Here is a 22,358-nt window from a genome sequence, read left to right as displayed (position 1 = left end):
ATAAACGTGGTGTCCTGCAGTTCTTCGCGAGCAGGCTCGCTCCTACAGTTTGATTCGAGTGTGCTTGAGATTTGCGTTTGCTCCCGGCAATGGTTCTGGTATCTGATTGGACCTTTCCCACTGGTAAAAGGATTTGCTCATGAGCTACCGCACGCTGGGTCAATCGGGTCTGCAGGTGTCCACCCTGACCCTGGGTACCATGATGTTCGGCGAACAGACCAGCACCGAAGATTCCCTGCGAATCATCGACAAGGCCTGGGACCAGGGCATCAACTTCATCGACACCGCCGACGTCTACACCAACGGCCGCTCCGAAGAAATCGTCGGCGAGGCCATCGCCAGCCGCCGCCATGAATGGGTGCTGGCGACCAAGGTCGGCTTCGGTCCCGTGGACGGCGTCCCCAACCGCAGCGGCCTGAGCCGCAAGCATCTGTTCAACGGCATCGATGCCAGCCTGACGCGCCTGGGCACCGACTACCTCGACATCTATTACCTGCACCGCGAAGACCACAACACGCCGCTGGAGGTCACGGTCTCGGCCATCGGCGACTTGATCCGCCAAGGGAAAATCCGTTACTGGGGCCTGTCCAATTACCGTGGCTGGCGCATCGCCGAAGTCATTCGCGTGGCCGACAAGCTTGGCGTTGACCGGCCGGTGATCAGCCAGCCGCTGTACAACATCGTCAACCGCCAGGCTGAAACGGAGCAGATCACGGCCGCGCAAAACTACGGTCTTGGCGTGGTGCCCTACAGCCCGCTGGCGCGCGGGGTGCTCAGTGGCAAATACGCGCCGGATGTGAAACCTGATGCCGACAGCCGTGCCGGACGCCAGGACAAACGCATCCTGGAAACCGAATGGCGTGTCGAATCCCTGCGCATCGCTCAGCAGATCCAGCAGTACACCCAGGAGCGCGGTGTGGGCATCGTCGAGTTCGCGATTGCCTGGGTGCTAAACAACAGCGCCGTGACCTCGGCCATTGTCGGGCCGCGTACCGAAGCGCAATGGGACGCCTACACTAAGGCGCAGGCGGTGAAGATCACGGCCGAGGACGAGGCGTTCATCGATTCGCTGGTGACACCGGGGCATGCGTCGACACCGGGGTTCAATGATGTGAGCCATTTTGTGTCAGGGCGTAAACCGCACAGTACCTGACACAACACAAAACCCATTGTAGGAGTGAGCCTGCTCGCGATAGCGGTACTACATTCAACAGAGATGTTGGATGACAGATCGCTATCGCGAGCAGGCTCACTCCTACAATGGGTCCGTGTTGATCGATGGGTCAATATTCGGCTCGAAAACCACGTATCCTGCGCCCCCCGTTTCACCTTCAACCTCGCGAGGACAGCTTGTCTAAAGGTATCGCTCTATCGGTTTCAGCCTCGGTGCTGTTTGCCGTCATGTATTACTACACGTCGCTACTCACCCCCTTGAGCGGTGTGGAAATCTTCGGCTGGCGCATGCTGCTGACCGTCCCGTGCATGACCGTGTTCATGGTGGTGTCCGGGGAATGGAAGCGCGTGCTGGAGATCGTTTGGCGCGCCAAGTCCAATCCGAAACTGATGGGCGCGCTGATCGCCTCCTCTGCCCTGCTCGGCGTGCAGTTATGGCTGTTCATGTGGGCGCCGTTGAACGGCTACAGCCTCGACGTATCACTGGGCTATTTCCTGCTGCCGCTGACCATGGTCCTGACCGGCCGCCTGGCCTACGGTGAACGCCTGTCGTACCTACAAAAAGTCGCCGTGGTGTTCGCCTGCCTGGGGGTGGTCAACGAGGTGTATCAGGTCGGTGGTTTTTCCTGGGCGACCTTGCTGGTCTGCATTGGCTATCCAACCTACTTCATCCTGCGCAAACGGCTGGCGGCGGACAACCTCGGCGGGTTATGGCTGGACATGGCGTTGACCCTGCCGGTGGCCTTCTGGTTCGTCCAGAGCGGCGCGCAAGGTTTTGGTGTGTTTGATCAGCATCCATGGTTGTCGCTGTTGATCCCGATGCTCGGCGTGATCAGCGCATCGGCACTGGTGATCTACATCATTGCCAGTCGCCTGCTGCCGTTCAGCCTGTTCGGCTTGTTGAGCTATGTCGAACCGGTGTTGCTGCTGGGCGTGGCGTTGCTACTGGGAGAAAGCATCAAGGCCGGCGAATGGCTGACCTACATCCCGATCTGGATGGCGGTGCTGGTGCTGGTGTTCGAAGGGTTCAAGCATCTGGTGCGCCAGCGCAGGTCTTAAGTACACGCAAAACAATTGTAGGAGCGAGCCTGCTCGCGATGGCGTCTTCAGACTCAACATAGATATTGGCTGACAGATAGCTATCGCGAGCAGGCTCGCTCCTACGGTTACTACATCTGCAAGGATTTAGTCGGTAGAGAGAACACCACGACGAACCTGGTCACGCTCGATGGATTCGAACAGTGCCTTGAAGTTGCCTTCGCCGAAACCGTCGTCGCCCTTGCGCTGGATGAACTCGAAGAACACCGGCCCCATCAGGGTTTCCGAGAAGATCTGCAGCAGCAGACGCTTGTCGCCCGACTCGGACGAACCGTCCAGCAAAATGCCCCGCGCCTGCAGTTGGTCCACCGGCTCGCCGTGGTTCGGCAAACGGCCTTCGAGCATTTCGTAGTAGGTTTCCGGCGGCGCGGTCATGAAGCGCATGCCGATGCTTTTCAGGTGGTCCCAGGTCTTGATCAGGTCATCGGACAGGAACGCAACGTGCTGGATGCCCTCGCCGTTGAACTGCATCAGGAACTCTTCGATCTGCCCGGCGCCCTTGGACGACTCTTCGTTCAGCGGGATGCGGATCATGCCATCGGGTGCGGTCATGGCCTTGGAAGTCAGGCCGGTGTATTCGCCCTTGATGTCGAAGTAGCGGATTTCGCGGAAATTGAACAGTTTCTCGTAGAAGTTGGCCCAGTAGGCCATGCGACCGCGATACACGTTGTGGGTCAGGTGATCGATGATCTTCAGGCCGGCACCGACCGGATGGCGGTCGACACCTTCGATGAACACAAAGTCGATGTCATAGATCGAGCTGCCTTCGCCGAAACGGTCGATCAGGTACAGCGGCGCACCACCGATGCCTTTGATGGCCGGCAGGTTCAGTTCCATCGGGCCGGTTTCGATGTGGATCGGCTGGGCGCCGAGCTCCAGGGCACGCTTGTAGGCTTTTTGCGAATCCTTGACGCGAAACGCCATGCCGCACACCGACGGACCGTGCTCGGCCGCGAAGTATGAGGCCACGCTGTGGGGTTCGTTGTTGAGGATCAGGTTGATCGCGCCCTGGCGATACAGGTGCACGTCCTTGGAACGGTGGGTCGCCACCTTGGTGAAGCCCATGATCTCGAAGATCGGCTCCAGGGTGTTCGGGGTCGGCGATGCGAGTTCGATGAATTCAAAGCCCATCAGGCCCATTGGGTTTTCGTATAAATCTGCCATGGTCGGCGCCTCATCATTTTTTATCAATTAACTAAAGGTTAGTTGTAAGCAATGCTGAGACCGGTGGGTGGTGCACAGGAGATGCCCCGCACACTGCGGGCGAGAAAGTCACCGTAGATCAGTTGAAACCCGAATATCTTCATTATCGACCCAAGGCTCTTGCGGGCGAGGCTTCTGCTGCCAGAAGACGATTATTATTGTATGCGTAACCCGATTCTACACAGCGTAAATCAGTTTGTCCGCCTTCTGTATCAAATCCCCTTTTTCCATGCCCGCGCAAGGGGTTTGTTGCAGAGGTAAATCCCCGCCAGTATCAGCCCGCCACCCAGGCACATGGCCAGCGTCAGCGGCTCATCCAGCAGCAGCGCGCCAAGGATCACCGCCGTCAACGGATTCAAGGCAATGAACACCCCGGAACGGGTTGCGCCGATTTTGCGGATGCCGTCGTAATAGCCGATGTACGCCAGCGCCGATCCCAGCACGCCGAGGTACAAAAGACTCAACCATTGCTGCACGCCGAGTTGAGCGATCGCAGCAACACTCACCTCACCGCGCACGATGCAGGTGATCCAGAGCATGACGGTGCCCAGCAAGATCGACCAGGTCACCGTTTGCACCGGTCCCAGGGTGTGGTTCAGCTCTTTGGAGAACAGCGAGTAGACACCCCAGCCGAGGACACAGCCAAAAATCAACAAGTCCCCAAGCCAGGCATCGGCACCGACACCGCCGGCCAGTAGTTGCGGGTCACGACTAAAGATCACCATGCTCGCGCCCGCCATGCAGACCGCAATGCCGACGACCTTGGCCCGGTTCAAACGCTCCTTGAACAGCAGCCAGGAAGCCAGGCCGATCACCGCCGGGTTCAGCGCCACGATCAAGGACGCCCGTGAAGCGTTGATGTAATGCAGGCCGTAAAAGAAGCACAGGTTGTAGAAAAAGATCCCGAAAAAGCCAAGCAATGACAATTGCAGCCATTGCCGGGGGCTGGGCCGGACCAGCGGTGTCCGCGCCATGTGCACAAACAGCAGCAACGCCACGCTGGCCAGCAGAAACCGCAGGCTGGCCGCCAGTAACGGACTGAGGCCGCCAGCCAGATAGCGCCCGGCGACGAAAGTGCCACCCCATACCATGGTGACTGCCGCCAGTTTCAGGTACACCGGCAGATCCGAGGATTTTGACAGGCCTTGCTCGCAGATGGTCATGGATTCCAGGTCCGGATGTCAGAGAGATGCCGTATCATTCGACTAATCCCCAGTCATCGTAAAATGAGCAATCACTCATGACCCTCACTCAACTGGAGATTTTCTCCCTGGTCGCCGAACTCCAAGGCTTCACGGCAGCAGCCAATCGCCTGGGTATTTCCCAATCGGCGGTGTCCCATGCGTTGAAGTCCCTGGAGCTGGAGCTGGGTGTCGAGTTGTTGCGCCGGCATCAATCCCGGGTCGAATTGAGCGACATTGGCCAGCAGTTGCTGCTGCGCGCCCGGGCGATGCTCGGCCTGGCCAACACCCTGCGCCAGGAAGCGGCCGATGCGCGGGGCATGAAACGCGGCACGCTGCGCATCGGCTCCTTCGGGCCGACTTCATCGATCAAATTGCTGCCGTTGATTCTGCAGCAGTACCGCGCGGCCCATCCCGGCATCGAGGTGCATATCGACGAAGGCCCCGACCGCCAGGTGCTCCAGTGGCTGGAGGAACGTCGGATCGACATCGGCTTTGTGGTGCTGCCCGAGGAGCGTTTCGACACGGTCTCGTTGATCCAGGACCAGATGGTCGCGCTGCTGCCCCAAGGCCATCCGCTGGCGGATCACGACAGCCTGAGCCTGAAGGACCTGTGCGATTCCCCGTTCGTGCTGACCGAAGCCGGTTCTTCGGAGCTGGTTTCACGCCTGTTCACGGCGGCCCGACTGACGCCCAACATCCGTTATCGCTGCTCGCAGTTGATCAGCACCCTGGATGTCGTCGCTCGTGGCGATGCAGTGACGGTGGTTGCCGAGGGTTCATTGCCCGATCAGGTTGACCGCCGCTGGGTGAAAAAACCGCTGTCACCGGTGGTGTTGCGCGAGGTCGGCCTGGCGGTGCTCGATCGACGCCAGGCATCACCCGCGACGCTGGCCTTTATCAAGCTGGCCGAAAGCCTGGATTTGCATTGAGCGGCATAACCGCCAACGGCCAACTATCATGGACCATACCCGAACTCTTCACGGGAGGCGTTTTTGCCCCGCCATCAATTGAGAGCCTTACTTCTTCGTGACAGGACTCGCGAATGCCGCTGAAAGCCAAAACCCGCAGTCGCAGAAAAAGAATGGCGGTCACCCTGATCAGTGGATTGCTCCCGATGCTGCTGGGGGCCGCCATTCTTTACATGCAAGCAGGGCGTGCGCTCAAACAAGACACCGAACAAACCGCCGAAGAAGCGATTCGCCAGTTCGACCTGATGCTCGACAACACCGCCCAGGCCGCGCGTGAATTGCTGCCGCTGGCCGGCCAAGGTTGCGCTGATGTCAAACTGGCGCTGCGCGAGCAGGTCACCCGCCGCCCCTTCGTGCGCTCAACCAATCTGGTGTGGGACAACAACCTCTATTGCAGCTCTCTGTTCGGCGACTACCAGGAGACGGTCAACCCCGGTGACTACACCCAAGGCGCCTTATGGCTCATGAACGGCAATCCGGTAACGCCCAACACCGCCTTGCTGGTGTACCGCCTGAGCGAAGGCAAAAAAGGCGCGCTGACAACGCTCGACGGTTATCACTTGAGCAATGTCCTGCGCCTGATCGGCCGCAAGACCTTGCTGTTGCTGCAAGTTGGCCCGGACTGGATATCCGCCGACGGCAAGGTTCACAGAGGCGCTGCGCCTGAGTTGCCCGTTGCGCAAAGTCGTTTGACCTCCGGGCACTATGCGTTTGCCGTGGAAGCCGGTTTCCCCAAAGGCGAAACCTGGCGATACATGAGCAGCGAATATCCGCCGCTGTTCAGCCTGCTGATTTTCTTCGGCGTGATTGCCGGGGCAATTGGTCACTTCCTGCAAAAGCGCTCATCGTCACCCACCTATGAAATGCAGCGGGCACTGGAAGCTTCAGAGTTCATTCCGTATTTCCAGCCCGTGGTCCAGGGCGACAGCAAAAGCTGGTCCGGCGCTGAAGTGCTGATGCGCTGGCAACATCCGAAGGAAGGCCTGGTGCGTCCGAATCTGTTCATTCCGTTTGCCGAGCACTCCGGGCTGATCGTACCGATGACCCGCTCGCTGATGCGACAAACCACCGCCCTGCTCGCACCGCATTCGGCCAGCTTCAACAAGCCGTTTCACATTGGCATCAACATCACCGCCAGCCATTGCCAGGACCTGGAACTGGTCAAGGATTGCCGCGAGTTTCTCGATGCGTTCGAACCGGGCTCGATCCATCTGGTACTGGAACTGACCGAACGTGAACTGATCGAGCCCACGGCCATTACCCTGCAACTGTTCGAGCAACTTCGCGAACTGGGCGTGAAAATCGCCATCGACGACTTCGGCACGGGCCACTCAAGCCTTGGCTACCTGCGACAGTTCAATGTCGATTTTCTGAAAATCGACCAGAGCTTTGTCGCCATGATCGGCGTCGACACGCTCTCGAGCCACCTCTTGGACAGCATCATCGAACTGGCGGCCAAACTCGATCTTGCCCTGGTGGCCGAAGGTGTCGAAACCCGCGAGCAGAGTGATTACCTGAGCGTTCGTCAGGTCAACTTCCTGCAAGGTTACCTTTACGGCAAACCCATGCCCGGGGCGGAGTTCATTAGTGCATTAAGCAACCATTAAATCGCAAATTCAATCGCCAAAACAAACGATTACCCGCACCAATTTGAATCAAAACACTACTGACGTTACATGAAGAAAAAGACAGGATTTACTCTTGGACAATTAACTACTACAATTTTTCATGCCTGCGCTAAATGGGCAGGTGAGCCACTATCACCGAGTCGCTTCAAGGCTCTTGGCTTATAGCTTTGTTTGCGGTTGGTCTCAGCCAAACACACTATTGGAGTAAAGATATTGTCCAGACTCGCTGAATTTCGTGCAGCCGAAAAGGCCCTTCAAGAACAGCTCAAGCAGTTGGAATCCCTGAAGAACGATGCCGGGCTCAAGAAAGAAATCGAATTCGAAGAAAAGCTCCAGGGCTTGATGAAAACCTATGGCAAGAGCCTGCGCGACATCATCGCCATTCTCGACCCTAACCCGGCAAAATCCGGCCTGTTGCAGGCAGCAGCCCCTAAAACCCGCCGCGCCCGTGTGGTCAAGGTTTATCAGAACCCGCACACCGGCGAGCTGATTGAAACCAAGGGCGGCAACCACCGCGGCCTGAAAGCCTGGAAAGAACAGTACGGTGCGGCCACCGTTGATTCCTGGTTGCGCGGCTAACTCTTGCGGCGACAAAAAAGCCCTGCTCATGCAGGGCTTTTTCATGGGCCATCTAAAACCTGAAGGCGGACACCGCACAATTATCGAACTGCCAGCAACTTTGTGCTTAATCCATTTGGATATCTAAAATTTTCTTCATGCATCGAAAAAGCACTGTCGCGCACTAAAGTTTCAAGCTGTTACGGGCAGCGTCTATTTCGCCCTGGCTCGCCTTATAAGCCTCAGCCTGCCCTGCGTAGGAAAGAACATAGGCCTTATCGGCATCCACTGCGGCCACCAATGTTTGAGAAAGCACATGCCTGCCGTTTTGCGTGATGGTGCAGGTTGTTTCCAGCGCGGCCAATCGACTCAAGGTCGTCGAATGAATGCGCGTGCAGACACTTTGATACCCGCCTTGAAAGAAGTCTTTTTGAACCGACTTGCGCATCTCCAGCAATACGCCTTCGAGGTTTACCCGGTGATCGCTTTGCACCGGACTCATGGTCAGTTCCATCACCATGAGCGGCGATCCATTCTGATCATTTTTCACCGCCCGCTGGCGACTGACCCCCGACGCCGACTCAGGCACTTCTTCGACCTGCCAGCCTTCCGGCCAAGTGACTACTGGCGCATCTGCACGAGCAACGCCAGCCATCGAAAACACGCTTAGCAGGATGAACAGCAGGTTAGGGAGTCGAATCATCGCAACGGGCACTCAAGGATCAAGCCGTAAAGTCTGGGCCCAGGCCGGCTGTCAGGCAATAGCCGACTGTTTGGGTTTGGTGATGTCCGAACCCTTGCGTATCATTGTCACCATTCGTTAGCCCACATATTTCCCGGAGGGCCCATGAGCCTGCACGAATTGAACACATTCCCCGGCGTCACCGCCCAACCGGACGCCGCTACACAGAATTTTGTCTTCAACCACACCATGCTGCGGGTCAAGGACATCACCAGGTCTCTGGACTTCTACACACGCATCCTGGGTTTTACCCTGGTGGAAAAACGCGATTTCCCGGAAGCCGAATTCAGCCTTTATTTCCTGGCACTGGTGGACAAGAACCAGATCCCGGCGGACGCCGCCGCACGCACCGAGTGGATGAAATCGATCCCCGGCATTCTGGAACTGACTCACAACCACGGCACAGAGAACGATGCGGATTTCGCCTACCACAATGGCAACACCGACCCACGCGGTTTCGGCCACATCTGCATTTCGGTACCGGACATCGTCGCCGCCTGCGAGCGCTTTGAAGCACTGGGCTGCGATTTCCAAAAACGCCTGAGCGATGGCCGCATGAAGAGCCTGGCGTTCATCAAGGACCCGGACGCCTACTGGGTCGAGATCATTCAGCCCGCACCGCTCTAAAATCCGCCACAAACCCCACATTTTTTGATGTACTTACAACACAAAACCCCATGATCACTCATGGGGTTTTGTGTTTTCAGCGCCGGCGGCCGATGCCCCTTGTAGGAGCGAGCTTGCTCGCGATAAACCTGAGAACACCGCGGGGCACCTGCCAACCAGCGTTATCGTTGGCGACCATCGCGAGCGAGCTCGCTCCTACAAGGTTTTGTGTTTTCAGTGCCGGGGTTTATGCCGGTGCAGAAGTGCGGATCAAGTGATCGAAGGCACTCAGTGAAGCCTTGGCGCCCTCGCCCACCGCGATCACGATCTGCTTGTACGGCACCGTGGTCACGTCGCCGGCGGCGAACACCCCCGGCACCGACGTTTCACCGCGAGCGTCGACGATGATCTCGCCACGGGGCGACAACTCGATGGTGCCCTTGAGCCAATCGGTATTAGGCAACAAACCGATCTGCACAAAGATCCCTTCCAGTTCCACACTGCGCAATTCGTCGCTCTGACGATCCCTGTAGCGCAGGCCGTTGACCTTCTGGCCATCGCCGGTGACTTCAGTGGTTTGCGCACTGGTGATCACGGTGACGTTCGGCAGGCTGTGCAACTTGCGCTGCAATACCGCATCGGCTCGCAACTGCACGTCGAACTCCAGCAGCGTGACATGGGACACGATACCGGCCAGGTCGATGGCCGCTTCGACGCCGGAGTTGCCGCCGCCAATCACCGCCACGCGCTTGCCCTTGAACAGCGGGCCGTCACAGTGCGGGCAGTACGCCACGCCCTTGTTGCGGTACTGCTGCTCACCCGGCACGTTCATTTCACGCCACCGCGCGCCGGTTGCGAGGATCACGGCCCTGGCCTTGAGCTTCGCGCCGCTGGCGAAGTGGACTTCGTGCACCTGACCGTCTCTGCCAGCGATCAATTTGTCTGCGCGTTGCAGATTCATGATATCCACGTCGTACTGCTTGACGTGCTCTTCCAGGGCCACGGCCAGTTTCGGCCCTTCGGTTTCCTGCACCGAGATGAAGTTTTCGATGGCCATGGTGTCCAGCACCTGCCCACCAAAACGCTCGGCCGCAACGCCGGTACGGATGCCTTTGCGGGCCGCGTAGATGGCCGCCGAAGCACCGGCCGGACCACCGCCGACCACCAGCACGTCAAAGGTTTCCTTGGCGCTGATCTTCTCGGCCTGACGTTCGGCGCCGCTGGTGTCGATCCTGGCGAGGATTTCTTCCAGGCCCATGCGGCCTTGGCCGAAGTTCACACCGTTGAGGTAGATGCTTGGGACCGCCATGATCTGGCGCTCATCGACTTCGGCCTGGAACAGCGCGCCGTCGATGGCGACGTGGCGAATGTTCGGGTTCAGTACCGCCATCAGGTTCAGCGCCTGGACCACGTCCGGACAGTTCTGGCAGGACAGCGAGAAGTAAGTCTCGAAGTTGAACTCACCCTTGAGCGAGCGGATCTGTTCGATCACTTCGGCACTGGCTTTGGACGGGTGACCGCCGACCTGCAGCAAGGCCAGCACCAGGGACGTGAATTCGTGGCCCATCGGGATGCCGGCGAAACGCAGGCTGATATCGGCCCCGGGGCGATTGATCGAGAACGACGGCTTGCGTGCATCATCGCCATTGTCGAGCAAGGTAATCTGGGTAGAAAGACTGGCAACGTCTTTCAACAGTTCGAGCATTTCCCGGGATTTCGCACCGTCGTCGAGGGAAGCAACGATCTCGATCGGCTGGGTGACCCGTTCCAGGTACGATTTCAACTGGGCTTTAAGATTGGTGTCCAACATACGGGCGATTTCCTTGAATTCTTGAGACAAAAAAACGCCCGAGCGAATCTCGCCCGGGCGTTTTTATTGGGCGGTGCAGCTTGCTTAGAAGGTGCGCAAGTGCGCCCTGATGAAGCACGTCACAGACTTAGATCTTGCCGACCAGGTCCAGGGACGGCGCCAGAGTGGCCTCGCCCTCTTTCCACTTGGCTGGGCAAACCTGACCTGGGTGAGCAGCGACGTACTGGGCAGCCTTGATCTTGCGCAGCAGCTCGGAAGCGTCACGGCCTACACCGCCGTCGTTCAGTTCAACGATCTTGATCTGGCCTTCAGGGTTGATCACGAAGGTGCCACGGTCAGCCAGGCCTGCTTCTTCGATCAGCACGTCGAAGTTGCGGGAGATGGCGTGGGTCGGGTCGCCGATCATGGTGTACTGGATCTTGCCGATGGCTGGCGAAGTGTTGTGCCAGGCCGCGTGGGCGAAATGGGTGTCGGTGGAAACGCTGTAGATCTCGACGCCCAGTTTCTGGAATGCGTCGTAGTTGTCGGCCAGGTCTTCCAGCTCGGTCGGGCAGACGAAGGTGAAGTCGGCCGGGTAGAAGAACACCACAGACCACTTGCCTTTGAGGTCAGCGTCCGAGACTTTTACGAAGTCGCCATTTTTGAATGCGTCAGCTTTGAACGGTTTAACTTGGCTGTTGATGATAGGCATCGTTGACTCTCCGTCAGGGGTTAAGAAGTTGATGGAGAGAACTTTACCCACTCGACGGACGGTTGACTCATTGGCAAACCTGATGCTGCTGATTGGCTTTCGCTATTAGCCAGCGGTAATAATAGAAGAAAACGGTATCTAGGACTCCACCGGCTTTTCCGTGATGCGCGCCATGCCGAGGAACGGACTGGTTTCGATGTAACGCATGGCTGACTTCATGTCTTTCCAGCCCACATAGCTCATCAGCGACTTCAAATCCCAGCCACTCTGATGCGCCCAGGTGGCAAAACCGCGACGCAAGGAGTGACTGGTGTAAAGCTCGCCAGCGATACCTGCTCGGGCCAACGCCTGACGCAATAACGGAATCACACTGTTGGCGTGCAATCCCTCCTCGCCCAGATGCCCCCAGCGGTCGATGCCACGGAACACCGGCCCCCGCACCAGTGCCGCCTCGGTAATCCAGTCGATATAAGCCTGCACCGGACACAAGCGTTGCAAGGCTGGCGTCTGATAGGTCTTGCCGAGGTTGTCGCGATCACTCTTGCTGCGCGGCAGATAGAGACTGATGCCGGAACCGGCGCTGGCCTGTACGTGTTCCACCCTGAGCCGGCATAGCTCATCACTGCGGAAGCCGCGCCAGAAGCCCAACAGGATCAGGGCCATGTCGCGCTTGGCCCGCAGCAAGCCCGGTCGATCACCTTTGGCCTTGGCGGTTTGCACTTCCAGCTCCAGACAACTGACCACCTGCTCCAGATGCTGAAGCTGCAAGGGTTCGGCTTGTTTTTCCTGGGCCGGGTGCAGCGCGCGAATGCCCTTGAACACCTTGCGCACCACCGGCGCCTTGGTGGGATCGGCAAAGCCCTGGCTGTTGTGCCACTGGGCCAATGCCGACAAGCGCAGCTTCAGCGTATTGATCGACAACACCCCGGCATGGGCCACCAGGTAACGCGCCACGCTGTCGCCGGTGGCCGGCAGAAATCCACCCCACGTCACTTCGAAGTGTTCGATGGCTGCCCGATAGCTGCGACGGGTGTTGTCGCGTGTCGCGGCTTGCAGGTAACGATCCAGCTCGGTCATGGGCTCAACTCTTGAATTCATACCGCTTTGACGGGTCAAAAACCGGTAATGGGTGTATCACACGGGGTAATACCAGTATATCCCGCGTCAGTTACATTCAATATTTAACTTTATGAATTGAATGGTACAATGTGTATTTACGTGGTACGTACCACATCATTAAAACCCGGGAGATCTCATGGCACGCGGCGGTGTAAATAAAGCGGTGGTTCAAGCCGCTCGGTTGGCGATCCTCGCCCGCGGCGAAAACCCCAGCATCGATGCCGTACGCATCGAGATGGGTAATACCGGCTCGAAAACCACGATTCATCGCTACCTCAAGGAGCTTGATGACAGGGTCGAACCTGTCGAAGCTCCGTCGGAACCGATCGACGACGAACTGATGGCGTTGGTGGCGCGGCTCGCACAGAGACTCAAGGAGCAGGCGCAAGAACCCATCGACCAGGCGCGCACGCAGTACGAGGAACAACGCAAAGCGCTGGATAACCAGCTCAGCGAAGCGCAAGAGGCCAACAGCGAACTGCACCAGCAATACGAATTTCAAAGCCTGGCGCTGACCCAGGAATCCGAGGCCCTGCAAGAAACCCGCGCCCTGCTGCAAACGGAGCAGACCCGCAACGCCGGGCTGAACCAGGCGCTGGCCGATTTCGAATTGCGCTTGAAAGACAAGGACGAGCAGATCCGCTCCCTTGAAGAAAAGCACCTGCACACTCGCGACGCGCTGGAGCACTACCGCAATGCGGTCAAGGAACAGCGCGAACAGGAAATGAGTCGCCATGAAGGCCAGGTGCAACAGATACAGATGGAACTGCGCCAGGCACAACAAAGCGCGCTGGTGCGCCAGGATGAAATCACCCAATTGCACCGTGACAATGAGCGCTTGCTAACTGAAAACCGCGGCACCCTGCGAGAACTGAGCCTGCTGCAAGAGCAGCTCAAGCAAAGCAATACCCGTCAGGACCAGTTGCTGGAACAGGCCACCCGCGTCGACGGCGAGCGCACCCTCCTCCAGGAACGCCTGCGGGTCGCCCTGCTGGAAAGCCAGGCACTCAAACAGAACGTCGACGAGCAGTCGCAGCTCAACAGGTCACTGGAAATGGATCTGGCCAAGACCCGGGCGGATCTGGAAGAACGCGTGCGTCTGGCCGCGACCCTTGCGGTAGCGGCAGACGCAGCGAAGGACGTTTAACCGGCGACCGGCGTACGCATGGTGACGAACTCTTCGGCGGCCGTCGGGTGCACCCCGATAGTTTCGTCGAAGTCGCGCTTGGTGGCGCCGGCCCTCAAGGCAATCGCCAGGCCCTGAACGATTTCACCGGCTTCCGGGCCGACCATGTGGCAACCCAGGACCTTGTCGGTCCTGGCGTCCACCACCAGTTTCATCAGCGTGCGCTCCTGGCACTCGGTCAGGGTCAGCTTCATCGGCCGGAAGCGGCTTTCGAAGATCTGCACCTCGTGGCCGGCTTCGCGAGCCTCCTCCTCGGTCAAACCCACGGTGCCGATGTTCGGCAGGCTGAACACCGCCGTCGGGATCATCTTGTAATCCACCGGACGATACTGCTCTGGCTTGAACAGGCGCCGTGCCACCGCCATGCCTTCAGCCAGGGCAACCGGTGTCAGTTGAACGCGACCAATCACATCGCCCAGCGCCAGGATCGACGGTTCGGCGGTCTGATACAGCTCATCGACCTCGACAAAGCCTTTCCCGTCGAGTTTGACCCCGGTGTTTTCCAGCCCCAGATTGTCCAGCATCGGACGACGACCCGTGGCGTAGAACACGCAATCGGCTTCCAGCTGGCGACCATCCTTGAGCGTGACCTTCAGGCTGCCATCGGCCTGCTTGTCAATACGCTCGATATCCGCATTGAATTGCAGGTCCATGCCGCGCTTGGTCAACTCTTCCTGCAAATGCTTGCGCACGGAACCGTCAAAGCCGCGCAGGAACAATTCGCCGCGATACAGCAACGTGGTCTCGGCACCCAGGCCGTGGAAGATCCCGGCGAACTCGACCGCAATGTAACCGCCGCCCACCACCAGCACGCGCTTGGGCAGCTCTTTGAGGAAGAACGCCTGGTTGGAACTGATGGCATGCTCGTGCCCCGGAATCTCCGGAATCTGCGGCCAGCCGCCGGTGGCGATCAGGATGTTTTTGGCGGTAAAGCGCTCGCCATTGATCTCGACCTGATGCGGGTCGACGATCTTCGCGTGGCCTTCATGCAAGGTCACGCCGCTGTTGACCAGCAGATTGCGATAAATTCCATTGAGGCGATTGATCTCGCGGTCCTTGTTGGCGATCAACGTCGGCCAGTCGAACTGCGCCTCATCCAGGCTCCAGCCAAAACCGGAAGCCTGCTCGAAGTCTTCGGCGAAGTGCGCACCGTAGACCAGCAATTTTTTCGGCACGCAGCCGACGTTCACGCAGGTCCCGCCCAGATAGCGGCTCTCGGCCACGGCCACTTTCGCACCGAACCCGGCGGCAAACCGCGCAGCCCGCACACCGCCGGAACCGGCACCAATCACATAAAGGTCAAAATCGTAGGCCATTTTTAATCTCCTCGGCAGGTGACCAGCATACCCGCAGACATTTGTTGGGCAAGCGCTGCAGTCGATATGGGGCCTGAAAATGAAAAAGCCACCCGGAGGTGGCTTTTCAATACAGTCAGGTCGAAAGCGATCAGTACGCCTTGCCCGTCTTGTAGAAGTTCTCGAAGCAGAAGTTGGTCGCGTCGATGTAGCCTTCGGCGCCGCCGCAGTCGAAACGCTTGCCCTTGAACTTGTAGGCCATCACGCAGCCGTTCTGGGCCTGTTTCATCAGGGCGTCGGTGATCTGGATTTCACCACCCTTGCCTGGCTCGGTCTGTTCGATCAGGTCGAAGATGTCCGGGGTCAGGATGTAGCGGCCGATGATGGCCAGGTTCGACGGTGCGTCTTCCGGCTTTGGTTTTTCAACCATGCTGTGTACGCGGTAGATGTCGTCGCGGATCATCTCGCCGGCGATTACACCGTACTTGCTGGTCTCTGATGGATCGACTTCCATGATCGCGACGATCGAGCAGCGGAACTGCTTGTAGAGCTTGACCATCTGGGTCAGTACGCCATCACCTTCGAGGTTGACGCACAGGTCGTCCGCCAGTACCACGGCGAACGGTTCGTCACCGATCAGTGGACGGCCGGTGAGGATCGCGTGGCCCAGGCCTTTCATTTCGGTCTGGCGGGTGTAGGAGAACGAGCACTCGTCGAGCAGCTTGCGGATGCCGACCAGGTATTTCTCCTTGTCGGTGCCCTTGATCTGGTTTTCCAGCTCGTAGCTGATGTCGAAGTGGTCTTCCAGGGCGCGCTTGCCGCGACCGGTGACGATGGAGATTTCGGTCAAACCGGCATCCAGTGCTTCTTCGACGCCGTACTGGATCAGTGGCTTGTTCACCACCGGCAGCATTTCTTTGGGCATGGCTTTAGTCGCTGGCAGGAAGCGAGTACCGTAACCGGCTGCTGGGAACAAGCATTTCTTGATCATATAAGTCCTTGAAAGGGCTGTGTGTACGAGTTTCGGCGCAGTCTAATCAGGCGGCGGGCACCTTACAATGCCCCGCGCTGGCTAACCGATGTCAACATAGAGAAATATTCCTGCCGATAGTTCCCTGCGAGAGTGCGCAGGTCGCTGCACAGCCTCTTCTGCATAGCAGAGACCTGCGCAAATGCACGGTTTTCTAGCGCCCGGAACCAACCACCATACGCCCATCGGCACCCCTTGAGTGCGTTTGGCGGTATCATGGCGCGATTGAACCAGACAACGAGGCAAGTAGATGTCGGCAGTAAAAAGCGTCAACGGATTTCTGATCAATCAGGAGAAGGACGGCCAATGGTGGGTGGCCAGTGTTGCTGGTGAAAATATCGCCGGGCCTTTCCCTTCCGAAGCCCTGGCAATCGAAGTGGCCTCGGTGCTGGAGCTTGAGCACCCGGAACCCAAGCGACGCGGCAAGGACAACAGCTGATCGATGCCCGATGGGAAAAGCCCTGCCAGTGAGCATAATGCTGTTCACTTAAGCGAATGTGGTCCTCTGTAGGAGCGAGCTTGCTCGCGATGGTCGTTAACGATAACGCGTATTTACTGGCTAAACGCGGCGTTCTTGAGTCCATCGCGAGCAAGCTCGCTCCTACAACTTCCTTAACTGAACAGCATTACTGCCAGTGAGCAGGGCTTTTTCATGATCACCGAAAAAGAAGTGGCCTTTCGCTATAACCTTTTGCCTGGGACGCTGTCTCAGCCTTAGCCCACCCCCCTGACGATTATCAAGCCATGAATAAAGTTTTGCCTTTGCTAACGGTATTGGCCCTGAGCGGCTGCGCAACGTCGGAACCAACCTACCTGGCTAACGGAGAGCAAGGCCTGTCGATTGACTGCTCCGGGGAAGCCAACTCCTGGGCTGCGTGCTACGAAAAGGCCGATGCGTCCTGCGCGGGCACCGGCTACAAGATTGTCGGGACCGATGGCACCCCCGCGCTCAAAGAGAGCGAAAAGACCCTCGGCGCCGATGTCGGCAACTACAAGAGCCGCAACGTGGTGGTGATCTGCAGGTAAGGCGCCACGCCCTACAGATGGATTTCGGCGAATTTGATTCCAAGCCCGCGCACGGTATCGATCAGATCATCAAGGCGGCTGAAGGACTCGACTTCATCATTGTCATCCACCAGGAAATAGCTGCGCCCGGCGCTTTTCTTGAAAAACACGATCCATTCCCCCAGCTCCGCCGGGTTCTGAATCACATGGGTGGCAGAGATCAAACCCTCTGCGTGACGCTCCCGGACCTGCTCTCGCTTCATATTCATCGACTCCAGAAATGACGATGCCGCCAAAGCAGGGCTTGGGCGGCATCGGTGCTGATGGTCGATAGTCTATCAGCCGGAAATGCACTCGTTGGCGGCTTTCTGAACGTCCTTTGGCCTCACCGGGACATTGGACATGCTCTCGTGCAGCTTGATGCTGCTGCCGCCGGAGCGTTCTTCAATGTCAAACACGGCGGACGGACCGGAGGAGAACTTGAGCGGCACGATCACGCGCAAGCCATCCTTGTGCGGCTGGATCTGCAAGGCGCCACGGCTATCGGCCAGCTTTTCGCTCAGGCATTGCGCGTATTCATGGGGCTTCTTGCCGGAAATCACGTTCATCGTCGGCAAGGACTCGTTGATGTCCGAGACGTTCGCACAACCACTGATCGTCAATGCCATCGGCAACACCCACAAACCCCACTTCATACCAAACCTCCGATAAAGACCCTCGGACAGCGCAACGGCGATTTTTCTCCGAGACAAACTGATTTATCGCTCATCAAATGTGAAATAAGCATTTTTTATTGTCGAAGCGGCCGGATAATAAGGCGTTCGGGCTGATAAACTGCGCCAATCGCCCATGCTATCGTTTTGATTTTGTAGAAAAAGCCCTTCTGGAGGCGCCTCATGAAATTTATCCATCAGCGCGAGCACCTCAATGAAGACGACATTGTCGTCATTCAATGCTCCCAAATGTGCAACATCCGCTTGATGAACGACGCCAACTTCCGCAGCTTCAAGAATGGCGGTCGTCACACCTATCACGGCGGTGCATTCGACACGTTTCCGGCCCGCATCACGGCCCCGAGCACCGGCTTCTGGAACATCACGATCGACACCGTCAACCGCCGCGCTATCAGCGTGACGCGCAAACCCACCCTGACGCACTCGATCAAAATCATTCGCCGCTCCAGCACGAAACTGAGCTGATCAGCGAACCCGAAACACAAGACAGGCAGATACAACCGTGGCCCAAACGACCAAGTACGTCATCAAATACAAACTCAACGGTGAGCGCCGCTTCGAGTTTGCCCAGCTTGAAAACGGCACCCCGGAAGAAGCCAGGGCGGCGCTGGATGCCATTCATGGACAGGACGACGTCATCAGCGAAATCAGCGTCAGCAAAGCGCTGTAACACGATCCGGAGCGACAATGGACGTCGGCTCCCGCTCGCAGTTCGACCGCAAGCAGCGGAGTGCCAGCTTCGTCCGTGCCTTGCAGACTGGCCACCTCAACGACAAGAGGCCCGGCAATGAGCGAGCAATATCTGGACAGGCTGGACTGGCCCCGACTGGAGCAGCAACTTGATCAGGACGGTTACGCTGTCATCCCGTCACTGTTGAGCCACAAGGCTTGCGAGCAGGTCAGCGCCCTGTACCCTCGAACCGAGCTGTTTCGCTCCCACGTGGTGATGGCTCGCCACGGGTTCGGCCGAGGCGAGTACAAGTATTTCAGCTACCCGCTGCCGGAACTGGTGGCCCGCTTGCGCAGCACGCTCTACCCGCGACTGGTGCCCATCGCCAATCGCTGGCATGAACAGATGGGCTTGCTGGTCCGCTTTCCTGAATCCCATCCAGCCTTCCTCGAACGCTGCCATGCCGCTGGTCAGGACCGTCCGACACCCTTGTTGCTGCAATACGGTCCGCAGGACTACAACTGTTTGCATCAGGATCTATACGGTGAGCACGTTTTCCCACTGCAAGTGGCGATTCTGCTGTCAGACCCGGATCAAGACTTCACCGGCGGCGAATTTGTCCTGACTGAACAGCGCCCGCGCATGCAGTCACGCCCGATGGTCATCGGCCTGAAGCAAGGTGACGGGTTGATCTTTGCGGTCAACCAGCGGCCGGTCAAAGGGACACGCGGTTACTACCGCGTGACCCTGCGTCACGGCGTGAGTCGCCTGCACAGCGGCAAACGGCATACCCTTGGAATCATCTTTCACGATGCGTCATGAACCCATGAATCCGCTGACTTTCGATCTGTTTGCCGATGCAGAACCCGAGCAACAGCCCAGGCGCGAGCAGATCGGCGAACAGTCCTGGGTGCTCAGGGGCTTCGCCCTGCCCTGGCTGGAGCGTTTGCTGCCTGCCCTGGACGAAGTGCTGGCGGCCGCGCCGTTTCGGCAGATGGTCACACCCGGCGGTTTCACCATGTCGGTCGCCCTGAGCAGTTGCGGCACATTCGGCTGGACCACTGACCGCAGCGGTTATCGGTACACCCGCGACGATCCACAGACCGGCCGGCCCTGGCCAATGATGCCTGAGGTGTTTTTCCAAATGGCGCAAGCGGCGGCGCAGGCAGCAGGTTTCACCGGTTTTGCACCGGATTCCTGCCTGATCAACCGCTATATCCCAGGGGCAAAAATGTCATTGCATCAGGACAAGGACGAACATTCCTACGCCGCCCCCATCGTTTCGGTATCCCTGGGCTTGCCGGCGATGTTCCTGTTCGGCGGCTTTGCACGCAGCGACAAAAGTCAGCGCGTTCCCCTGTTCCATGGTGACATCGTGGTCTGGGGTGGCGTGGATCGCCTGCGTTATCACGGTGTGTTACCGATCAAGGACGGCCATCATCCGAAACTCGGCGAGCAACGCATCAACTTCACCTTCCGTACCGCCGGATAAAGACTTCGAATTTGACCGCAAGCGGCGGAGTGTGTGGGAATTGCCCCATGGTTAATGTGCAGGCAACCCCTCAATGGACGTGACGCCATGACAACCCAATCGACCAAGATCACCATCGAAAACGATCCGCGCTGGGCCGCCGTGGTCGCCCGCGATCCCAAGGCTGACGGGCAGTTTGTCTATGCCGTGAAGACCACAGGCATCTACTGCAATCCCAGCAGCCACGCGCGCTTGCCCAATCCACAGAATGTCGAATTCTTCGAAAACGCCGAACAGGCCCGGGCCGCGGGTTATCGTCCGAGCAAGCGCGCGACGAAGGATCAGAGCGAACTCGCCGCGCAACATGCCGCCACCGTGGCCGCCGCGTGCCGCCAGATCGAAAGCGCCGAAACGCTGCCCGCCCTGGGCGAATTGGCCGAGGCGGCGGGCCTGAGCAGCTTTCACTTCCATCGCGTGTTCAAAGCTGTCACCGGCCTGACGCCCAAGGGCTACGCCGATGCCCATCGTTCACGCAAGGTTCGCGAGCGACTGGCAGACGGTGGCTCGGTGACCGATGCCCTGTATGACGCCGGCTTCAATTCCAACAGCCGGTTTTATGAAGCGGCAGACCAACTGTTGGGAATGAAACCCGGGGACTACCGCGCGGCCGGTCAAAACAACGACATTCGTTTTGCCGTCGGCCAGTGTTCGCTGGGTGCGATTCTGGTGGCGCAGAGTGAGCGCGGGGTCTGCGCTATCCTGCTGGGGGATGATCCGCATCAACTGGTCTGTGATCTGCAAGACAAATTCCGCCGCGCCAACCTGATTGGCGCCGATCATGAATTCGAGCAATTGATTGCCAGGGTCGTCGGCTTTATCGAGGCGCCGGCCATTGGCCTGGATTTGCCGCTGGACGTACGCGGCACGGCGTTTCAGGAGCGTGTCTGGCAAGCGTTGCGGGAGATTCCCGTGGGCAGCACCGCCAGCTACGCCGATGTCGCCCAGCGTATCGGTCAACCAAAAGCCGTTCGCGCCGTGGCCCAGGCCTGCGGTGCGAACAACCTGGCCGTGGCGATCCCTTGCCATCGCGTGGTGCGCAGCGATGGCAATCTGTCGGGCTATCGCTGGGGTGTCGAGCGCAAACGGCAGTTGCTGGAGCGCGAGTCGCAGTGATCAGCGATTCACATCCACCACCACGCGACCACGCAACTGCCCGGCCAGCAAGCGCGGCGCGGCGTCGATGGCTTCGCTCAAGCCGATTTCGTGACTGATCAGCGGCAACAGGGTGAAGTCCAGATCCTTGGCCAGGCGATTCCAGGCCTCCACGCGCTTGGCTTTGGGCTGGGTCACGCTGTTGATGCCGGCCAGGGTCACGCCACGCAAGATGAACGGCGCAACGGAGGCCTGAAAGTCCATGCCCTGGGCCAGACCGCAGGCCGCGACGGTGCCATTGGCCTTGGTGCCGGCGCACGCGTTGGCCAGGGTGTGGCTGCCGACCGAATCGATGACGGCTGCCCAGCGCTCCTTGGCCAATGGTTTGCCCGGCTCGGACAAGGTGGCGCGATCGATGATTTCGCTGGCCCCCAGTTGCTTCAGGTAGTCGTGCTCCGAGGTGCGTCCGGTGGACGCGACCACCCGGTAGCCGAGCCTGCTCAGCAAGGCGATGGCGAAACTGCCGACGCCACCGTTGGCGCCGGTCACCAGAACTTCGCCCTGTTCAGGCGTTACGCCATTGTGCTCAAGGGCAAGAATACACAGCATGGCCGTGTAGCCCGCCGTACCGATGGCCATCGCCTGGGCCGCGGTAAACGCCTTGGGCAGCGCAATCAGCCAGTCACCGTTCAGGCGAGCCTTCTGCGCCAATCCACCCCAATGCCCTTCGCCCACGCCCCAGCCATTGAGCAGGACCGGGTCACCGACCTTGTAGTCCGGATGCCCGCTGACTTCGACGACACCGGCCAGGTCGATGCCCGGCACCATCGGGAATTTACGCACCACCGGACTGCTGCCGGTGATCGCCAGGCCATCCTTGAAGTTCAGCGTGCTGTAGGCAACACGCACCGTGACATCACCCTCGGGCAGCTGATCGTCCTGGATCTCTTGCAGTGTGGCCCGATAACCGCTGTCGTCTTTGTCGATCAAAATGCCTTTGAACATGACGGCCTCTCAATGGAATCAGTCTGGTGG

At 58.7% G+C, this 22,358-nt stretch carries 25 protein-coding genes; 14 read left to right on the top strand and 11 right to left on the bottom strand.

The window, feature by feature from the left end; all coding sequences use genetic code 11:
- Positions 1–139: 139 nt before the first annotated feature.
- Positions 140–1,153, top strand: coding sequence for an aldo/keto reductase (locus tag BSF44_RS20620; protein ID WP_095945073.1), 1,014 nt, complete (start codon positions 140–142; stop codon positions 1,151–1,153).
- A gap of 197 nt (positions 1,154–1,350) precedes the next feature.
- Complete coding sequence (gene rarD / locus BSF44_RS20615) at positions 1,351–2,232, top strand: EamA family transporter RarD (RefSeq protein ID WP_095945072.1); 882 nt, start codon at positions 1,351–1,353, stop codon at positions 2,230–2,232.
- 126 nt (positions 2,233–2,358) lie between these two features.
- Here rarD and hppD read toward each other — a convergent pair whose 3' ends face one another.
- The gene (gene hppD, locus BSF44_RS20610; RefSeq protein ID WP_057714671.1) at positions 2,359–3,435 is read right to left on the bottom strand and encodes a 4-hydroxyphenylpyruvate dioxygenase; all 1,077 of its coding nucleotides are present in this window, start codon (positions 3,433–3,435) and stop codon (positions 2,359–2,361) included.
- Between the two features lie 251 nt (positions 3,436–3,686).
- Positions 3,687–4,637, bottom strand: a complete 951-nt coding sequence (locus BSF44_RS20605; RefSeq protein WP_095945071.1) for a DMT family transporter — start codon at positions 4,635–4,637, stop codon at positions 3,687–3,689.
- A 77-nt stretch (positions 4,638–4,714) separates the two neighbouring features.
- Between BSF44_RS20605 and BSF44_RS20600 the strand changes: the two genes are divergently transcribed.
- The 3 genes from BSF44_RS20600 (at position 4,715) to BSF44_RS20590 (ending at position 7,833) form a co-directional block, all read left to right on the top strand.
- Positions 4,715–5,587 carry a LysR family transcriptional regulator gene (locus BSF44_RS20600; RefSeq protein ID WP_095945070.1) on the top strand — a complete coding sequence of 291 codons (873 nt, stop codon included), beginning with the start codon at positions 4,715–4,717 and terminating at the stop codon, positions 5,585–5,587.
- 113 nt (positions 5,588–5,700) lie between these two features.
- Positions 5,701–7,233, top strand: a complete 1,533-nt coding sequence (locus BSF44_RS20595) for an EAL domain-containing protein (protein WP_095945069.1) — start codon at positions 5,701–5,703, stop codon at positions 7,231–7,233.
- A gap of 234 nt (positions 7,234–7,467) precedes the next feature.
- Complete coding sequence (locus tag BSF44_RS20590) at positions 7,468–7,833, top strand: histone-like nucleoid-structuring protein, MvaT/MvaU family (protein WP_008051761.1); 366 nt, start codon at positions 7,468–7,470, stop codon at positions 7,831–7,833.
- A 163-nt stretch (positions 7,834–7,996) separates the two neighbouring features.
- Here the strand turns inward: BSF44_RS20590 and BSF44_RS20585 are convergent, their stop codons facing one another.
- Positions 7,997–8,515 carry a DUF4946 domain-containing protein gene (locus tag BSF44_RS20585; protein ID WP_095945068.1) on the bottom strand — a complete coding sequence of 173 codons (519 nt, stop codon included), beginning with the start codon at positions 8,513–8,515 and terminating at the stop codon, positions 7,997–7,999.
- 144 nt (positions 8,516–8,659) lie between these two features.
- Between BSF44_RS20585 and gloA the strand changes: the two genes are divergently transcribed.
- A complete protein-coding gene (gloA, locus tag BSF44_RS20580) occupies positions 8,660–9,181 on the top strand; it encodes a lactoylglutathione lyase (RefSeq protein WP_095945067.1) in 522 nt (173 codons plus the stop codon).
- 226 nt (positions 9,182–9,407) lie between these two features.
- Here gloA and ahpF read toward each other — a convergent pair whose 3' ends face one another.
- From ahpF to BSF44_RS20565, 3 genes are all read right to left on the bottom strand, one after another.
- Complete coding sequence (ahpF, locus tag BSF44_RS20575; protein WP_095945066.1) at positions 9,408–10,970, bottom strand: alkyl hydroperoxide reductase subunit F; 1,563 nt, start codon at positions 10,968–10,970, stop codon at positions 9,408–9,410.
- A gap of 127 nt (positions 10,971–11,097) precedes the next feature.
- Positions 11,098–11,661: an alkyl hydroperoxide reductase subunit C gene (gene ahpC, locus BSF44_RS20570; RefSeq protein WP_007975937.1), complete on the bottom strand. Its 564-nt coding sequence runs from the start codon at positions 11,659–11,661 to the stop codon at positions 11,098–11,100.
- Between the two features lie 138 nt (positions 11,662–11,799).
- Entirely contained in the window at positions 11,800–12,738 is a 939-nt protein-coding gene (locus tag BSF44_RS20565) for a site-specific integrase (RefSeq protein ID WP_095945065.1), read from the bottom strand.
- Positions 12,739–12,916: 178 nt separating this feature from the next.
- On the opposite strand from BSF44_RS20565, the gene BSF44_RS20560 reads away from it, so the two are divergent.
- Positions 12,917–13,927, top strand: a complete 1,011-nt coding sequence (locus BSF44_RS20560; protein WP_095945064.1) for a DNA-binding protein — start codon at positions 12,917–12,919, stop codon at positions 13,925–13,927.
- Here the strand turns inward: BSF44_RS20560 and gorA are convergent.
- Together gorA and galU are read right to left on the bottom strand one after the other, a co-directional pair.
- Positions 13,924–15,282, bottom strand: coding sequence for a glutathione-disulfide reductase (gene gorA, locus BSF44_RS20555; RefSeq protein WP_095945063.1), 1,359 nt, complete (start codon positions 15,280–15,282; stop codon positions 13,924–13,926). The two genes, BSF44_RS20560 and gorA, sit on opposite strands and share 4 nt — an antisense overlap.
- 130 nt (positions 15,283–15,412) lie before the next feature.
- Positions 15,413–16,252: a UTP--glucose-1-phosphate uridylyltransferase GalU gene (galU, locus tag BSF44_RS20550; protein ID WP_095945062.1), complete on the bottom strand. Its 840-nt coding sequence runs from the start codon at positions 16,250–16,252 to the stop codon at positions 15,413–15,415.
- 289 nt (positions 16,253–16,541) lie between these two features.
- On the opposite strand from galU, the gene BSF44_RS20545 reads away from it, so the two are divergent.
- Entirely contained in the window at positions 16,542–16,730 is a 189-nt protein-coding gene (locus BSF44_RS20545) for a hypothetical protein (protein WP_095945061.1), read from the top strand.
- Between the two features lie 305 nt (positions 16,731–17,035).
- The gene (locus BSF44_RS20535) at positions 17,036–17,317 is read left to right on the top strand and encodes a hypothetical protein (RefSeq protein WP_095945060.1); all 282 of its coding nucleotides are present in this window, start codon (positions 17,036–17,038) and stop codon (positions 17,315–17,317) included.
- Between the two features lie 11 nt (positions 17,318–17,328).
- On the opposite strand, the gene BSF44_RS20530 is transcribed toward BSF44_RS20535, so the two are convergent.
- On the bottom strand, positions 17,329–17,559 hold the full coding sequence (locus BSF44_RS20530; protein ID WP_046038394.1) for a hypothetical protein: 231 nt from the start codon (positions 17,557–17,559) through the stop codon (positions 17,329–17,331).
- Positions 17,560–17,634: 75 nt separating this feature from the next.
- A complete protein-coding gene (locus tag BSF44_RS20525; protein ID WP_095945059.1) occupies positions 17,635–17,991 on the bottom strand; it encodes a hypothetical protein in 357 nt (118 codons plus the stop codon).
- A 201-nt stretch (positions 17,992–18,192) separates the two neighbouring features.
- Between BSF44_RS20525 and BSF44_RS20520 the strand changes: the two genes are divergently transcribed.
- The 5 genes from BSF44_RS20520 (at position 18,193) to ada (ending at position 21,344) form a co-directional block, all read left to right on the top strand.
- Entirely contained in the window at positions 18,193–18,495 is a 303-nt protein-coding gene (locus tag BSF44_RS20520) for a DUF1883 domain-containing protein (protein WP_007912251.1), read from the top strand.
- A 37-nt stretch (positions 18,496–18,532) separates the two neighbouring features.
- Positions 18,533–18,700: a hypothetical protein gene (locus BSF44_RS30390; RefSeq protein ID WP_008053023.1), complete on the top strand. Its 168-nt coding sequence runs from the start codon at positions 18,533–18,535 to the stop codon at positions 18,698–18,700.
- Positions 18,701–18,817: 117 nt separating this feature from the next.
- The gene (locus BSF44_RS20510; protein ID WP_095945058.1) at positions 18,818–19,522 is read left to right on the top strand and encodes a 2OG-Fe(II) oxygenase; all 705 of its coding nucleotides are present in this window, start codon (positions 18,818–18,820) and stop codon (positions 19,520–19,522) included.
- Complete coding sequence (gene alkB, locus BSF44_RS20505) at positions 19,512–20,192, top strand: DNA oxidative demethylase AlkB (RefSeq protein WP_095945057.1); 681 nt, start codon at positions 19,512–19,514, stop codon at positions 20,190–20,192. Before BSF44_RS20510 ends, alkB begins: the two co-directional genes overlap by 11 nt.
- A gap of 87 nt (positions 20,193–20,279) precedes the next feature.
- On the top strand, positions 20,280–21,344 hold the full coding sequence (ada, locus tag BSF44_RS20500) for a bifunctional DNA-binding transcriptional regulator/O6-methylguanine-DNA methyltransferase Ada (RefSeq protein WP_095945056.1): 1,065 nt from the start codon (positions 20,280–20,282) through the stop codon (positions 21,342–21,344).
- Here the strand turns inward: ada and BSF44_RS20495 are convergent, their stop codons facing one another.
- A complete protein-coding gene (locus tag BSF44_RS20495) occupies positions 21,345–22,328 on the bottom strand; it encodes an MDR family oxidoreductase (protein WP_095945055.1) in 984 nt (327 codons plus the stop codon).
- Between the last annotated feature and the right edge of the window lie 30 nt (positions 22,329–22,358).

It is taken from the genome of Pseudomonas sp. ACN8 (assembly GCF_002303925.1).
In the GTDB taxonomy this organism is placed as follows: Bacteria; Pseudomonadota; Gammaproteobacteria; order Pseudomonadales; family Pseudomonadaceae; genus Aquipseudomonas.
Note: the sequence above shows the minus strand (reverse complement) of the source record. Positions and strands in the feature narration are given on the sequence as shown.

Coding starts and splice junctions, on each gene's coding strand:
- BSF44_RS20620 (WP_095945073.1), top strand. CDS start 140: ATGAGCTACCGCACGCTGGGTCAATCGGGTCTGCAGGTGTCCACCCTG.
- BSF44_RS20535 (WP_095945060.1), top strand. CDS start 17,036: ATGAATAAAGTTTTGCCTTTGCTAACGGTATTGGCCCTGAGCGGCTGC.
- BSF44_RS20495 (WP_095945055.1), bottom strand. CDS start 22,328: ATGTTCAAAGGCATTTTGATCGACAAAGACGACAGCGGTTATCGGGCC.
- gorA (WP_095945063.1), bottom strand. CDS start 15,282: ATGGCCTACGATTTTGACCTTTATGTGATTGGTGCCGGTTCCGGCGGT.
- alkB (WP_095945057.1), top strand. CDS start 19,512: ATGCGTCATGAACCCATGAATCCGCTGACTTTCGATCTGTTTGCCGAT.
- BSF44_RS20595 (WP_095945069.1), top strand. CDS start 5,701: ATGCCGCTGAAAGCCAAAACCCGCAGTCGCAGAAAAAGAATGGCGGTC.
- gloA (WP_095945067.1), top strand. CDS start 8,660: ATGAGCCTGCACGAATTGAACACATTCCCCGGCGTCACCGCCCAACCG.
- BSF44_RS20510 (WP_095945058.1), top strand. CDS start 18,818: ATGAGCGAGCAATATCTGGACAGGCTGGACTGGCCCCGACTGGAGCAG.
- ahpC (WP_007975937.1), bottom strand. CDS start 11,661: ATGCCTATCATCAACAGCCAAGTTAAACCGTTCAAAGCTGACGCATTC.
- BSF44_RS20560 (WP_095945064.1), top strand. CDS start 12,917: ATGGCACGCGGCGGTGTAAATAAAGCGGTGGTTCAAGCCGCTCGGTTG.
- hppD (WP_057714671.1), bottom strand. CDS start 3,435: ATGGCAGATTTATACGAAAACCCAATGGGCCTGATGGGCTTTGAATTC.
- BSF44_RS20600 (WP_095945070.1), top strand. CDS start 4,715: ATGACCCTCACTCAACTGGAGATTTTCTCCCTGGTCGCCGAACTCCAA.
- BSF44_RS20530 (WP_046038394.1), bottom strand. CDS start 17,559: ATGAAGCGAGAGCAGGTCCGGGAGCGTCACGCAGAGGGTTTGATCTCT.
- BSF44_RS20525 (WP_095945059.1), bottom strand. CDS start 17,991: ATGAAGTGGGGTTTGTGGGTGTTGCCGATGGCATTGACGATCAGTGGT.
- galU (WP_095945062.1), bottom strand. CDS start 16,252: ATGATCAAGAAATGCTTGTTCCCAGCAGCCGGTTACGGTACTCGCTTC.
- BSF44_RS20545 (WP_095945061.1), top strand. CDS start 16,542: ATGTCGGCAGTAAAAAGCGTCAACGGATTTCTGATCAATCAGGAGAAG.
- ada (WP_095945056.1), top strand. CDS start 20,280: ATGACAACCCAATCGACCAAGATCACCATCGAAAACGATCCGCGCTGG.
- BSF44_RS20585 (WP_095945068.1), bottom strand. CDS start 8,515: ATGATTCGACTCCCTAACCTGCTGTTCATCCTGCTAAGCGTGTTTTCG.
- BSF44_RS20605 (WP_095945071.1), bottom strand. CDS start 4,637: ATGACCATCTGCGAGCAAGGCCTGTCAAAATCCTCGGATCTGCCGGTG.
- ahpF (WP_095945066.1), bottom strand. CDS start 10,970: ATGTTGGACACCAATCTTAAAGCCCAGTTGAAATCGTACCTGGAACGG.
- BSF44_RS20520 (WP_007912251.1), top strand. CDS start 18,193: ATGAAATTTATCCATCAGCGCGAGCACCTCAATGAAGACGACATTGTC.
- BSF44_RS20565 (WP_095945065.1), bottom strand. CDS start 12,738: ATGACCGAGCTGGATCGTTACCTGCAAGCCGCGACACGCGACAACACC.